Raw genomic sequence first — 13,677 nt, 5'->3', positions numbered from 1 at the left:
CGGTCAGCCGAGCGGTGGAACAGAATTCGTCTGTCGCGCAAGCTCACTCAGGCGCTGCGCACGGGCAACCTCGGCTGGCGTAAACGGCTCGTCGACAGCCCGTGTGAAGACGAGCATGTCACCGTCACGGGCCGGGATTTCGAGGAACGCCGTGTTGGCGGGGTCCTCGTTCGACCGGGTCCGGTCGCTGAACGTGTCGACATACTGCGCGCCGAGAAGTTCTGCGATAGACAGGGGGAGTTCGGACGGATCGGCCGCCACCCGCGCCGCCAACGTCAACGCCTTGGTCTGGCCGTCGATCAACGCGAGCGCCGAAGCGGGCCAGACGCCGACACCGAGGCCGCCCGCGGACTCGACGGCAGTCGACAGTGCGTCCGGTGACGTGTCCCGGCACGCGCCGACAATCAACTCGTCGAGCGACCCGCCTTCGAGGTGATGGACATGCACGGTGAGGATGTTCGCGTCGAGCTTCGCAAGGTTGTGGGCAAGCGATTCGAGCTGTCCCGGGCGGTCGCTCACCCGGACGCGGATGCGCCAGAGCGACTGTCCGGTCGCGAAATGGCTGTGCTTCCCCTCGGGCGGGCCGTGCAACCACCCGCTGAACAGTCTCATCGCGGACGGCTCGACGACCCAGATCACCAACACCGTCGTGCTGACGGTGAGCACTGCGACGGTGACGAGGTAGGACACGTGGACATGGATGACCAAGGCATGGAGCACTAGTTCGACGGGAAAGACGGCGCACAGCTTTGCAAGCGCCAGGCGGACGCGGCGGGGGTGCGGGAGCCGACCGCACGCCTCGCACGCGTTGACATGAACTCCGGGTTCTCTCGCGGCATCGTTCATACACACACTGTCGGCGCACCGTGTTGCGACGTCGTTTCACCGCACGTCAGTGATGTGACAGAGGAGCGTGAAATACGTTGGGTCACAGGGCCGACGTGGCTGTCGATACAGAACTCCGTTGGTTGTGAGTTGGAGCACGGGTTCCCGGTCAGACGGGTTGCGCGTCGCCGAAGGTCATTCGGAGGTTGGGAATGGACGACGTGACCAACGCCCGTTTCGGGAGGCCGAGCGACCGCAGTTCTTCGGCAATCGGGTGGCTGCCCAGTTTGAGCTCCGCGCCACCTGGCCGGGACCGGACACCACTCGGGTTCATGTCCCAAGTGGTGAACCGGGTGATCCCATCGAGGTGTGAGTACGCCGCAAGGGAGGCACCGGCACCGGAACCGGGAAGCGATATGCCTTTGGCAACGCTCAGCTGAGCGATCAGCCGGCCATCCTGGCTGACCGACGCCCGCTTGACGGAGCTGACGTGATCGACGTCGAAATCGGCCAGCACTTTGGGGAAACCCCAAATTCCCCTACCGGCGACGAGGGTGAACTCGCCGTCGACGGGCAGCCGATGGATCAAGGCACCTGCCCGGCCCTTGGCCAGAGCCTTCACATCCTGTGCGACCGAGGTGCTGTCGGTTCGGTGGTCGCGGACCAGGAAGGTCACGCCGAATTCGTTGTAGGGGCCCAAATCTCCGTCCACATAGTCGACGAACACCAGCGCGCAAATGCCGCGTCCGGGCCGGAACTGCAGTATCTCGAGACCGGTGTAGTCGATCAGCGACTGCGCGGCCCCGGTCGGCACCGAGTACATCGCCGTGAATGCCGACGCCTGACGAATCTCCACCGGCATGTCGACTTGCTTGCCCAGCACCTGATGTGAGTTCACGGCGCGACCACTCCGCGCAGTGCGTCCGCACCGAACATGGGCTCGAACATCGAGCGGAAATCGGGTCCACGCCGCAACATCTGACCACCATCGACGTTGATGATCTGGCCGGTGATCCACGTTGATTCGGGTCCGAGGAGGAACTTGGCGAGGGCGGCGATATCGGTCACTTCACCGACTCGGGCAATGGGTGTGTTGGACATGTAGTCGTCGAGGACCGGGCCGCCGTCGGTGATGAGCGCGACGAGATCGGTGCGGGTCAGTCCGGGCCGGATGCAGTTGACGCGCACGTGGGACGCACCCAGTTCGTCAGCGGCGAGTCGGGTGAGGTGGTCGACGCCGGCCTTGGACGGGCCGTAGGCGCCGAACCATCGGTGCGTGTTGCTGCTGGCGATCGAGGAGATGGTCACGATGGATCCACCACCCGCGGCGACGAGGGCACGTGCGGAATGCTTGATCGTCAGCATCGTGCCGGTGACGTTCAGATCCACCGTCCGTCGCCACGCATCGACGTCGAGCTGCGTCACCGGTCCCACGGTTTCGTTTCCGCCGGCGCAGGCAACGACCCCGTCCAGCTGTCCGGTGCGCTCGCTCGCCTTCGCGACCGCGCGGACGACATCATCCTCGGCGGTGACGTCGGCGACGACCGTGTCGACGGTCCCGGGCGGGTTGTCGGCCTCGATCCCGGCCGCCGCGGAGGACAGCTTTTCCTCATTGCGCCCACAAATCGTGATGTGCGCTCCTGCCGCCACCAACGCCGTGGCGATGCCCAACCCGATGCCGCTTCCGCCGCCGGTGACGAGCACCGACATCTTGGCGAGTCCGCTGTCGCCGTCGTTGTTACCCACGTGCTGACCTCCGGTTGTGTGAGAACTCGTGTCAATTCTGAGGCGCCAATCAGCGAAAACTTGCCGCTATACCCCTGTGTCGTATTAAGAACACGTTCTATTATCGGGGCACGGTTCGCAGGATTCAATGCTGAGGAGCACGTCGATGGGGAACAGGCCGGAATTCGATCTGATCGACGGGCGGTTCTACTCGGGCGAACTCGGAGATCCGCGCGAGGCTTACGCCTGGATGCGCGCCCACGAACCGGTGTACCGCGCAGATGGCATCCTCGGGGCGGCCAGTTACGAAGCGGTGCTCACCGCGGAGCGTGATCCGGAGTTGTTCTCCAACGCGGGCGGGATCAGGCCCGGAGTTGGTCCGCTGCCACAAATGATCGACATGGACGACCCACAGCATCTGCAACATCGTCGCCTGGTCAACGCGGGCTTCACCCGCAAGAAGGTAGAAGCCAAGATCGACCGGATTCGCGACATCTGCGACCAGTTGATCGATGCGGTGTGCGACAAGGGTGAGGGGGACTTCGTCCGTGATCTGGCGGCACCGCTACCCATGGCCGTGGTCGGTGACATGCTCGGTGTGCGCCCCGAAGAACGCGACACCTTCCTGCAATGGTCCGACGATCTCATGAATGCACTCGGCAGCAACGTCACCGAAGATAGCCTGCAGGCCCAGCTGAACGCCTACCTGGCATTCACCGAATTCACGCACCGCACGATCGCCGACCGCCGGAAGAATCCGACGGACGATCTCACCAGCATCCTGGTGCACAGCGAAATCGACGGACACCGCCTCAGCGACGAGGACATCGTCGGAGAGACCCTGCTCATTTTGATCGGCGGCGACGAAACCACGCGGCACGTCCTGAGCGGCGGGATGGAACAGTTGATGCGTCACCCCGATCAGCAGGCGAGTCTGGTGCGCGACCCGGACGGTATTCCGGCGGCCATCGAAGAAATGCTCCGCTGGTCCTCGCCCATCAAGAACATGTGCCGCACGGTGACCCGCGACGTCGACTTCTTCGGCACACAGTTGCGACGCGGCGAGAAGATGATGTTGCTGTTCGAATCGGCAAACTTCGACGACACCGTGTTCGACGACCCTAACCGCTTCGACATCGCACGGTCACCGAACCCGCACGTCGCCTTCGGTTTCGGCACCCACTTCTGCCTCGGCAACCAGTTGGCCCGCCTCGAGGCCAGGATCATGTTCGAACAGCTGCTGTCGAGGTTGCCGGACATGACGCTCGTCGACGACGGCCCGCTGCGCCGCCGCCCCGCCAACTTCGTGTCCGGGCTGGAGGAGATGCCGGTGAAGTGGTGAGGCGCTTCGCGCCCGTGAGTGGTTAGCGAGTCTCTGGACTCGTTAACCACTCACGGGCGGCGGAGCCGCCTACTCCGGGGCGCCGATGTTGAGCTCGTCCGGGTGGGCGCCGACGCGTGTGCCGTCGTCCATCGTCTCGATCTCGCTGAGGTCCTGATCGGTGAGCTCGAAATCGAAGACGTCGATGTTCTCGGCGATGCGTGCGTCGTGCACCGACTTCGGGATGACAATCAGCCCGTTCTGCAGATGCCAGCGGATCAGGACTTGCGCCGCAGTCTTGCTGTGCCGGTCGCCGATCCGGGTGATGATCGGGTCGGTGAGGAGCGTGTTGGGCTTCGAGTCGCTGCCCCAACCGGAATTGCTGGTGCCACCCAGCGGGCTCCACGACTCCACCGCGATGCCGTGCTCGGCGCCGTACTTGCGGATGTCCAGCTGCGCGAGATGGGGGTGCAGCTCCACCTGGTCGACGGCGGGTACGACACCACCCCGATCGACCAGCAGCTGCAGATGTCGCGGCTCGAAGTTGCACACCCCGATTGCCTTGGCCTTCCCCGATTCGGCGATCTTCTCCATCGCATCCCAGGTGCGCAGGATGCGGTCGTCGTCCTGGAGCGGCCAGTGGATGAGGTAGAGGTCGACGTAGTCGAGGCCGAGCCGGCCGAGGCTGGCGTCGAAAGCCTTCAGCGCCGGCTCGTAGCCCTGGTCGGAATTCCACAGCTTGGTGGTGAGGAAAATATCCTCCCGGTCGACGCCCGAGCCGGAGATTCCGCGCCCGACCCCCTCCTCGTTGCCGTATGCGGCGGCAGTGTCGATGTGTCGGTAGCCCGCCTCGTCGATGGCGAACCGGACAGCGTGTTCGGTCTCGTCGTTGGTGGCCTGCCATACTCCCAGGCCGAGCTGCGGGATGGTGGTTCCGGAATTCAGCACGATGTGCGGTACTCGAGGACTCATGGTGTCCAGGCTATCGACTGTGATGGTGTCCGGCGCGCAACAAGCCCGGCCTGGCATCATGCGGGGGTGACGCAAATCCGGCTCCTCGCGACCGACCTCGACGGCACCCTGTTGCGCTCGGACCGCGTGATCTCGTCCCGCACCGCACACGCGATGGCGAAGGCGCAGCAGTCCGGAATCGAGATCGTCTGGGCAACCGCCCGGGCCCGCCACTCGGTGCACGAATTGGCGCAGTCGTGCGGGTTTCGTGGCCGGGCTATCTGTGCCAACGGCGCCGTGGTCCTCGACCTCGCCGACGGCACCCCCGTGGTGACGGCCACGACGTCGATCGCGATGGCCTCCGCGTCGGCCGCGATGAGCAGGGTGCGGACGCTGCTGCCGGGGGTCGTGTTCGCGAACGTCGGACCCACCCGCTTCGTCGCCGAGCCGGCGTACGCCGCGCTGTGCGACTTCGCCGACCACCACCGGCACCCCCACGACATGTCGCTGTCCGAGCTGCTGCCCGACCTGGACGAGCCGATGGTGAAGATCGTCGCCCGACACCCGGAGGTGTCGAGTTCGGACCTGTACCGGACGGCGCTGTCCGCCGGCGTCGACGGTGTCGAGCTGACACATTCCGGCGCGCCGTACGTCGAAATGGCCGCATCGGGTGTGTCAAAGGCCAGTGCACTCGCCGAACTGTGCGCCGTCGACGGAATCGGAGCGTCCGAGGTGGCCGTCGTGGGTGATGCGATCAACGACCTGCCCATGCTGGCCTGGGCAGGGACGGCACTGTGCCCGTCGAACGCCATAGCCGAAGTCCAGGCGCTGGCCGACCGTGTGCTGCCGAGCAACGACGAGGACGCCGTCGCCACGTACCTGGAGGAGCTGGTAGGCGCTTCGCGCCCGTGAGTGGTTAACGAGTCCACCGTCTTCGATGGACGGACTGGCTGTTTGTTTCCTCGGGCTCTACGACGTCAACACCTTCTAGTTCGAAGCCGAGAAGAAGACGATCTGCGCAAGGTCGGCTACTCGAGTGAGCGTGAGTAGCCGACCCGTAGATCGTGGTTGGACTCCTGGTCGAAACCGCACCGGATTCCACTTGGTAAATCGGCTGTATCGAAGAGAACCACAACGCGGTTCGCTGACGTCTGGCCTTGGCGCTTGGCGCTTGGCACGACGGCATGCCGGCTCTGCAACAGGAGTGGTCCTGTTGCAGAGTCGGCAAGTGTGTGTGGCGCTTCGGGGTCAGGCCGCTCGGGGTCGGGCCTGGTTGTGCGCGGGTATGGGTGTGCGTTCCCAGTCGACTTGCCGGGGTGGGATGAAGGCGGGGTGCCGGTCTGCTCCCATTTCGATTTCCCAGTCGCTGTGGTGCAGGAGTCGGTGATGGAACCCGCAGAGCAGTACGAGGTTGTCCATGTCGGAGGGTCCACCTTTGGACCAGTGGACGATGTGGTGGCCTTCGCACCATGAGGGTGGTGCACCGCATCCGGGGAATGCGCATCCTCGGTCTCTCGCGACCAGGGCTTTTCGTTGTCGTTTGGTCACTGTCCGGGTGGTGGTGCCGAGGTCGAGTGGCGCGCCGTTGTCGTCGAGGACGATCGGCGTGTAGATCGAGTCGCAGCTGAGGAGCCGAGCCGCTCGCAGGCTCAGCGGTCCCATCCACTCGGTCCACGCGACCCCGTCGACAGCGAACAGCGACGCGTCGGTCGCGCAGGCGCTGCGCTGATCTTCTGCGCTGGCGCCGGCGTGGTTGGCGTGGTCGGTGAGGTCTTTGACGTTGATGTGGAGGGAGACGTGGGGTCGTTCTCCGCCTTCTTCGCCGGCGATTGCGGAGTTGAGGTACCGGCGCAGCAGTTCGGTGAATCCGTCGGCCCTGCGCTGTCCGGGGGTGCGGTTGTCGGTGGTTCCGTCCTGCGCGGGTCGCGGTGTGGAGAGTCCGGAGAGCGCGGAGAGCAGCATTTCGCCGGTGACGGCGTCGAGGTCGCCTTTGACGGCGATGCGTCCGTTGAGTGTTCTGGAGGCGTGGAATTCGTTGAGTTCGGTGTCTTCGGCGGGCGGCGGGTCGTCGGATTCGAAGGCGCGTTCGAGTCGAGCGATGACGGCACGCACGGCGTCGGTGTTGGCGGTAGGACCGCTCGCCGCGTACAGCAACGCGTTTCGGCAGTCGCCCATCGCTTCGAGTGGCATGCCTTTGGGCGGCCTCTCGCAGAATTTCATGATCAGTGCGGCGTGCTCCGCCGACATCGTGGTGTCGAAGTATGCGTCTGCGATTTCCGGTTGGGAACGTAAACCTCGTCCCAACATTACGATTCGTCCCGCCGCACCGACCTCGAGCAACGTTTTGGAGGCCAGCCACATCTTGGTGTTCGGAAATCCCAGCACATCAACCTTGCAGCGGTGGTCGACGGCACCGACGAGCCTGACCCGCAAAGCCTCGAGTCGCTGAATCTCTTCCGACACAGCAACAACCGATTCGAGCAACTCGGCCTCGGCCAGACGCCACGCATCACCGACCGCAGTCGCCAGAATCTCGCCCGGCAACGCCCCCTGGATATCCTCCCCGATCCCCATGTTCGAAATCCTACTTCGAACGCGTGTTCGAGTCAATGGCTTGTCAATCCCACCCGACCGCATCGTCGTCAAGCGGACAATGGCGGCATGGCAACTACCGGGGTCGTGCGTAGCTGGGACATCGGGAGGATGCAGGGCATCATCGATTCCGACGAGACGCCGGGTGGATGCTGGACGTTGTTCCGAAGCGTGGCGGTCGAGGGCTTGCCCGCCCTTCGCGAGGGCCAGCAGGTGGAGTTCGAGTGGGACGTACTCGACAGCCCCATGCTGGGGTGTGACTTCTACACGATTCGCGCGTGGCCCGTGGGCTGCGAACCGTACGTCGCGCCGCGATCGGACAGCCCGTTCTCGACCAGGGCGTGGATCACCTTTCCCGATGGCACGGGGAGGGAGATGACCGAAGCGGACTTCCCTCCCGTGCCGCCACGCGTACATGCCGAGAGAACCACCGGTATCGTGCGCACCTGGAACGACGAAGAGGGCTGGGGTGTGATCGATTCCGACGCAACCCCCGGTGGCGCGTGGACGCATTTCAGCAACGTCGCGGGCCCAGGCTTCCGTTCGCTGACGCCAGGACAGCACGTCACCTTCGAGCCCGAGAGAGTGGTCGGCGGGCCGCAGGACGGCTACCACCACCGCGCTCTGGACGTTCGGAAAGCAGAATAGATCTGCTCGCTACTTCCCTCGTCGTCAATCCTCAGAATTCAACTGCCGCAGATAGTCCCGAGGCTGCCCGAAGAGCTGGGCGCTGCCGTGGGCGCGTTTGAAGTAGAGCTGGGCGTCGTGCTCCCAGGTGATCGCGATGCCCCCGTGGAGTTGGATGGCCTCGGCTGCCACCGACTGCAGCGCCTCGGAGCAGTACACCTTGGCGATGACGGCGTCCTCGTGCGTGCCCGACAGCGCCGCGGCGTACGACATCGACCGGGCCGTCTCGACCAACGCGTACATGTCGGCCATGCGGTGCTTGAGCGCCTGGAACGACCCGATGGCCCGCCCGAACTGCTTGCGCGACTTCGTGTATTCGACCGTCTGTTCCAACACTGCGGACGCCGCGCCGACCTGTTCCGCCGACAGGGCGATCAACGCGACGGTACGGATGCTGTCGACGAGGTCGGGTGACGACACCAGCCGGCGTGCGGCCACGTCGTCGAAGGTCACCTCGGCCAGCGTCCGCGTCGGATCCATCGTGGGTACCCGTCGTCGGGTCACACCGTCCGCCGTCGCCGTAACTTCGAACAGGCCGTCGTCCGTGAGGACGAGCAGCACGTCGGCGACGTCGCCGCCGAGGACGTACTGCGCCGTACCCGAGAGGGTCTCGCCCGCCGCGGTGACCCCGAAACGGAACCAGCCTTCGGAACCTGCCCAGCACAATGCAGCCACCGAACCCGCGGCAACAGCCGGGAGTAGCCGGCCGCAGGCGTCGTCGTCGCCCGACAGCAGTAGGGTCTGCGCGGCGAGGACGGCACTGCCCAGCATCGGTGACGGTGTGAGCGTCCGCCCCAGTTCTTCCTGCACCACATGCACTTCGAGTAGGGAGGCGCCGACGCCGTCGTACTTCTCCGGGATGGCCAGTGCCGCAACGCCGATCTGCTCGCACAGCCGTGCCCAGAGGGCCTCGTCGTAGCCGTGCTCGGTAGTGATAGCGCGGCGGACGGCGGCTGAGTCGGAATGCTTGGACAGCAGGTTGCGTAGGGAGGCCCGGAGGTCGGCCCGCTCGTCGTTGTCGAAGCTCATGACGCACCCACGAGGGAATCGACCACGCGACCGCGGTGGAACGATGGTGTGCCCCAAGCGGTGACGAGTGCCCGGACTTTGGTAAGCCACAGCGACAGATCGTGTTCCTGGGTATAGCCGATGGCGCCGTGCACCTGCAGCGCCACGCGCGCCGCCCGGTAGGCGGCGTCGCCGCAGGCCACCTTGGCGGCGGAGACGTCGCGAGGGGCGTCGAGGGAGCCGTCCCGAACCGACAGCGCCGCGCCGTGCAGCAACGGCCGGGACATCGCGAGCCCGACGGCCACTTCCGCGAGGTGATGTTTGATGGCCTGGAACTGCCCGATCACCTTGCCGAACTGCTTGCGCTGTTTGGCGTAATCGGTGGTCATCTCGAGCAGAGTGTGTCCGAGTCCCTGCAGCTGCGCCGCGGTTGCGAGCGCGCCCAGATCGAAGGCGGGCACAAACTCGACCGCGCCCAGGCGTTGTCCGGCGGTCACGGGAAAGAGGCGGCGGGACTGGTCGACAGAGTCCTGCACCACTCCCGGATCACCGAGGTGAAGTGACGCGTCCTCGACGAGGAGCACGAGATCCGCGGTGTCCGCATCGACGGCGAACGGCACGTGTGGGGGAGAGACCACGGTAGCCAGAGAGCCTTCGGCGAGGGCGGACAGGCGCCCCGGTGCGGCCTGTGCAAGTAATTGCGGTGCCGCAGCGATGGTCTCGGCCACCGGGCCGGGCACAGCGTGGCGCCCCAGCTGCTCCACGGCGACGACGAGATCGACGGCGTCTGCGCCCAGACCGTCGTGCTCCTCACCGATCAGCAACCCGTTGATCCCGGTCTCGGCCAGACGCTGCCACACCTTCCGGCCGGGTTCTGTGTCACCGCGGTTCCAGGACCGGATCACCGCCGGCATATCTGACTTCGACAGCAGCGCATCGATACTGGATGCGAAGTCCTGCTGGGAGGAGTCGAGTGCGAATCTCATTTATCCGCCTTGGGTAGGCCGAGCAGCCGCTCGGCGATCACGTTCTTCTGAATCTCGTTGGTGCCGGCGTAGATCGGGCCCGACAGGGAGAACAGGTAACCGTCCATCCAGTTGTCGGCGAGCTCGGCCGAGGCCCCCTGCAGTTCGAGGGCGGTCTCGTGGGTGGCGATGTCCCACTCCGACCAGAACACCTTGTTGATCGACGACTCGGCGCCCAGTTGCCCGCCTTCGGCGAGACGAGTCACCGTGCCGAAGGTGTTGAGCTGATAGGCGCGGGCCCCGATCCAGGCGTCCGCGACGCGGTTACGCAACGCTGTGTCGTCGGTGCGGCCCGTCGACTCGAACAGCTCGATCAGCCGGTCGACGGTGGCAAGGAACCGGCCGGGGCTGCGCAGGGACAGACCGCGCTCGTTGGACGCGGTGCTCATCGCGACGCGCCAGCCCTCGTTGACGCCGCCGATCACGCCCGACTCGCCCGGGTGGGCGGGGTCGTCGGGGACGAAGACGTCCTCGAGGAAGATCTCGGCGAAACCGGGTTCGCCGTCGAGCTGGTCGATCGGGCGCACGGTGACACCCGGGGAGCGGAGGTCGAACATGCAGTAGGTGATGCCCTTGTGCCGCTGTGCGTCGGGGTCGGACCGGAACAGACCGAACCCCCAGTCCGCGAAGGTGGCTCGGGAACTCCACGTCTTCTGCCCGTTCAGCACCCAGCCGCCGTCGACGCGGCGAGCGGTGGAACGCAGTGAGGCGAGGTCACTGCCCGACTCCGGTTCCGACCAGGCCTGGGCCCAGATGTCGTCGGCCCGGGCCATGCGCGGCATGATGCGTGCCAGCTGCTCCGCGTTGGCATGCTCGAACAGCGTGGGCGCCAACAGGAAGATGCCGTTCTGGCTGACCCGCCCGGGCGCGCCGGAGCGGTAGTACTCCTCCTCGAAGACCACCCACTCCAGCAGTGAGGCGTCGCGGCCGCCGAGCTCTTCCGGCCACGACACCACAGACAGGCGGGCGTCGGCGAGCGTGCGTTCCCACTGCCGATGAGCCTCGAATCCCTCGGCCGTGTCCATCGACGGCAGGGGGCGCGACGGCACGTTGTCCTTCAGGAACGCTCGTACCTCGTCGCGGAACGCGAGAGTGGTGTCGTCGTACTCCAGATCCACTTACTTGGCCCCGTTCTCCGAGTTACGTGCGCTTTCCGCCATCGACTTGGCGTTCATTCCGCCGAGCGGATCCGTGTCGATCTCGGCATTGTGCGCGTGCGCGAAATGGTGCAATCCGAAGACGGAGTCCATGCCGTTCCGCATGCCCATCTGGTCCTCGCACTGGTTGACGGCCTTCTTCGTGAGCGCGAGCCCGAATCGCGGCATGGCAGCGATCCGTCCGGCGATCGCGAGGGTTTCCTTCTCGAGGTCCTCTCGCGGAACCACGCGGTTGATCATGCCGACCTCGTAGGCGCGTTGTGCGGGGAATCGGTCACCGGTGTAGAGGATTTCCTTCGCGAACCGCGGATTCATCATCCACGGATGGGCGAAGTACTCGACACCGGGAATGCCCATACGTACGACCGGATCGGAGAAGAACGCGTCTTCGGACGCCACGATCAAGTCACACACCCACGCCAGCATCAGACCTCCCGCGATGCAGGCCCCCTGCACCATCGCGATGGTCGGTTTCGGGATCTCGCGCCAACGGCGGCACATCCCGAGATAGACCTCCATCTCCCGGGCGAACCGCTGGTCGCCACCAGGCTTGTCGACGTGGTCCCACCACATCACGGCCTTGTTGTCGTAGTGGACGTGATGGTCGCGACCCGGTGTGCCGATGTCGTGTCCGGCGCTGAAGTGTTTTCCGTTGCCGGCGAGGACGATCACCTTCACCTCGTCGTCCTCGACTGCCCGCTCGAACGCGGCATCGAGTGCGTACGTCATCACCGAGTTCTGGGCGTTCCGGTAATCGGGACGGTTGAGCGTCACGAATGCCACACCGTCGCGCACGTCGTAGGTGACGACGTCACCCTCGTCGGGGACCGTCATGATGATTTCTCCTCACGCAAGATGTTCTTCATTACTTTCCCGGACGGGTTCCGGGGCAGGGAGTCGACGAATCGCACGGTGCGGGGGACCTTGAATCCCGCGAGGTGCTTCTTGCCGAAGGCGATCACGTCGTCCTCGGTCAGGGAGGTGCCCGGTTTCGTCACGACGTACGCCCGGCCGACCTCGCCCATGCGCTCGTCCGGTACACCGATGACGGCGGATTCGGCCACGCCGTCCAGGCGCGCCAGAGCGTTCTCCACCTCGGCCGGGTACACGTTGAAGCCGCCCGAGATGTACATGTCCTTCAGGCGGTCGGTGATGTCCAGGTACCCGCGTTCGTCGAGAACCCCGACGTCACCGGTGTGCAACCAGCCGTCCGGCTCGATGGTGCGGGCCGTTGCCTCGGGGTCGTCGAGATAGCCGAGCATGACGTTCTCCCCGCGCACGAGAATTTCGCCCCGCTCGCCGATCCGCACCTCCATACCGGGAATGGCCCGACCGGACGTGGTCGAGACGGTCACGGGATCGTCGTCGGTGCGGCACATGGTGATCACCACCGCCTCGGTCTGGCCGTACGCCGTGAGGACTGCTTCGAAGCTCAACTCGGATTGCATGCGTTCGACGAGCGCCACCGGGACCGCTGCCGCGCCCGTCACCGCGATGCGCAGACTCGACAGGTCGTAGCGGGAGCGGTCGGGGTGATCGAGGATCGACTGGAAGATCGTGGGGGCACCGGGCAACACGGTGATGTGTTCGTCGTGCACGGTTGCCATCACCTTGGGCACGTCGAACACGGCCATCGGCACGACGGTCGCCCCGGTGAGGAGGCAGACGAGCATGCCCGCCTTGTACCCGAACGTGTGGAAGAACGGGTTGATGACGAGGTAGTTGTCGTCGGCGGTCACCTCGGCACAGTCGGCCCAGGCCCGCGCGATGCCCACCACCTGCCGGTGTGCACTCAGCACACCTTTGCTCCGTCCCGTGGTCCCGGACGTGAACATCACATCCGCGATGTCCTCGGCGTCGACGGCCCGGGCCCGCCTGTCTGCCGCCGCCCGGGTGTCGTCCGTGGCGAGGGCGAGGAAGTCGTCGAAGTCGAGGACTCCGGGTCTTTCGAGGTCGCCTCCGTCGACGGGCACGCGGACCACGGTCGGCAGGTCGAGGGTGCTCGACTCGTCTCGCAGGGTCGCGTACCGGTCGGTGCCGAGGAACATGCCTGCGACCACCAGCGCGGCGGACTTCGTGCGCTCCACGATGTCGAGGGCCTCGGTCGCGGTGTAGCGGGTGTTGATCGGGACCAGCGTCGCCCCCGCGTAGTGCACCCCCAGTGCCGCGATCACCCAGTGAAACGTATTGGGAGACCAGATCGCGACGTGCTCACCTGGCTGTACGCCGCGGGCGCAGAGCGCTGCGGCGAAATCGCGGACACGGTCGTGGAGCTGTGTGAAGGTCAGACGGACGTCGCCGTCCGCCACGGCTTCGCGTTCGCCGAAGTCGTGTGCGGCCGCGATCACGGCGGCCGGAGTGGTTGTCGGTTGTGCGGTCACTTCGC

13 protein-coding genes are annotated in these 13,677 nt (G+C 65.6%); 3 read left to right on the top strand and 10 right to left on the bottom strand.

Annotation, left to right across the window (positions count from 1 at the left end):
* Positions 1–3 precede the first annotated feature (3 nt).
* The 3 genes from R4P95_RS05925 to R4P95_RS05915 form a co-directional block, all read right to left on the bottom strand.
* Positions 4–846, bottom strand: a complete 843-nt coding sequence (locus R4P95_RS05925) for an amino acid-binding protein (RefSeq protein ID WP_317743875.1) — start codon at positions 844–846, stop codon at positions 4–6.
* 148 nt (positions 847–994) lie between these two features.
* Complete coding sequence (locus R4P95_RS05920; RefSeq protein ID WP_317743873.1) at positions 995–1,723, bottom strand: acetoacetate decarboxylase family protein; 729 nt, start codon at positions 1,721–1,723, stop codon at positions 995–997.
* The gene (locus tag R4P95_RS05915; RefSeq protein ID WP_397517668.1) at positions 1,720–2,535 is read right to left on the bottom strand and encodes an SDR family oxidoreductase; all 816 of its coding nucleotides are present in this window, start codon (positions 2,533–2,535) and stop codon (positions 1,720–1,722) included. The genes R4P95_RS05920 and R4P95_RS05915 overlap by 4 nt, the downstream gene beginning before the upstream one ends.
* Positions 2,536–2,716: 181 nt before the next feature.
* On the opposite strand from R4P95_RS05915, the gene R4P95_RS05910 reads away from it, so the two are divergent.
* Positions 2,717–3,892 (top strand): cytochrome P450, encoded by a 1,176-nt coding sequence (locus R4P95_RS05910; RefSeq protein ID WP_317743871.1) that lies wholly within the window; start codon positions 2,717–2,719, stop codon positions 3,890–3,892.
* A 69-nt stretch (positions 3,893–3,961) separates the two neighbouring features.
* Here the strand turns inward: R4P95_RS05910 and R4P95_RS05905 are convergent, their stop codons facing one another.
* Entirely contained in the window at positions 3,962–4,843 is an 882-nt protein-coding gene (locus tag R4P95_RS05905; RefSeq protein ID WP_213573998.1) for an aldo/keto reductase, read from the bottom strand.
* Positions 4,844–4,909: 66 nt separating this feature from the next.
* Between R4P95_RS05905 and R4P95_RS05900 the strand changes: the two genes are divergently transcribed.
* Positions 4,910–5,734 (top strand): HAD-IIB family hydrolase, encoded by an 825-nt coding sequence (locus R4P95_RS05900; protein WP_317743870.1) that lies wholly within the window; start codon positions 4,910–4,912, stop codon positions 5,732–5,734.
* A gap of 336 nt (positions 5,735–6,070) precedes the next feature.
* Here the strand turns inward: R4P95_RS05900 and R4P95_RS05895 are convergent, their stop codons facing one another.
* A complete protein-coding gene (locus tag R4P95_RS05895; RefSeq protein ID WP_317743869.1) occupies positions 6,071–7,396 on the bottom strand; it encodes an HNH endonuclease signature motif containing protein in 1,326 nt (441 codons plus the stop codon).
* Positions 7,397–7,483: 87 nt separating this feature from the next.
* Here R4P95_RS05895 and R4P95_RS05890 point away from each other — a divergent pair, with 87 nt between their 5' ends.
* On the top strand, positions 7,484–8,062 hold the full coding sequence (locus R4P95_RS05890) for a cold-shock protein (protein WP_317743868.1): 579 nt from the start codon (positions 7,484–7,486) through the stop codon (positions 8,060–8,062).
* A gap of 24 nt (positions 8,063–8,086) precedes the next feature.
* On the opposite strand, the gene R4P95_RS05885 is transcribed toward R4P95_RS05890, so the two are convergent.
* The 5 genes from R4P95_RS05885 to fadD3 are packed head-to-tail and all read right to left on the bottom strand — an operon-like array spanning position 8,087 to position 13,672.
* Positions 8,087–9,130, bottom strand: coding sequence for an acyl-CoA dehydrogenase family protein (locus tag R4P95_RS05885; RefSeq protein WP_317743866.1), 1,044 nt, complete (start codon positions 9,128–9,130; stop codon positions 8,087–8,089).
* Complete coding sequence (locus R4P95_RS05880) at positions 9,127–10,095, bottom strand: acyl-CoA dehydrogenase family protein (protein WP_317743865.1); 969 nt, start codon at positions 10,093–10,095, stop codon at positions 9,127–9,129. Before R4P95_RS05880 ends, R4P95_RS05885 begins: the two co-directional genes overlap by 4 nt.
* Positions 10,092–11,252 carry an acyl-CoA dehydrogenase family protein gene (locus R4P95_RS05875; RefSeq protein ID WP_317743863.1) on the bottom strand — a complete coding sequence of 387 codons (1,161 nt, stop codon included), beginning with the start codon at positions 11,250–11,252 and terminating at the stop codon, positions 10,092–10,094. Before R4P95_RS05875 ends, R4P95_RS05880 begins: the two co-directional genes overlap by 4 nt.
* Positions 11,253–12,125 carry an enoyl-CoA hydratase gene (locus R4P95_RS05870; protein WP_317743862.1) on the bottom strand — a complete coding sequence of 291 codons (873 nt, stop codon included), beginning with the start codon at positions 12,123–12,125 and terminating at the stop codon, positions 11,253–11,255. It abuts the gene before it with no gap.
* Positions 12,122–13,672 carry a 3-[(3aS,4S,7aS)-7a-methyl-1,5-dioxo-octahydro-1H-inden-4-yl]propanoyl:CoA ligase gene (gene fadD3 / locus R4P95_RS05865; protein ID WP_317743861.1) on the bottom strand — a complete coding sequence of 517 codons (1,551 nt, stop codon included), beginning with the start codon at positions 13,670–13,672 and terminating at the stop codon, positions 12,122–12,124. The genes R4P95_RS05870 and fadD3 overlap by 4 nt, the downstream gene beginning before the upstream one ends.
* Positions 13,673–13,677: the final 5 nt, after the last annotated feature.

This window comes from Rhodococcus sp. IEGM 27 (genome assembly GCF_033142305.1).
Taxonomy (GTDB): Bacteria; Actinomycetota; Actinomycetes; order Mycobacteriales; family Mycobacteriaceae; genus Rhodococcus_F; species Rhodococcus_F oxybenzonivorans.
Note: the sequence above shows the minus strand (reverse complement) of the source record. Positions and strands in the feature narration are given on the sequence as shown.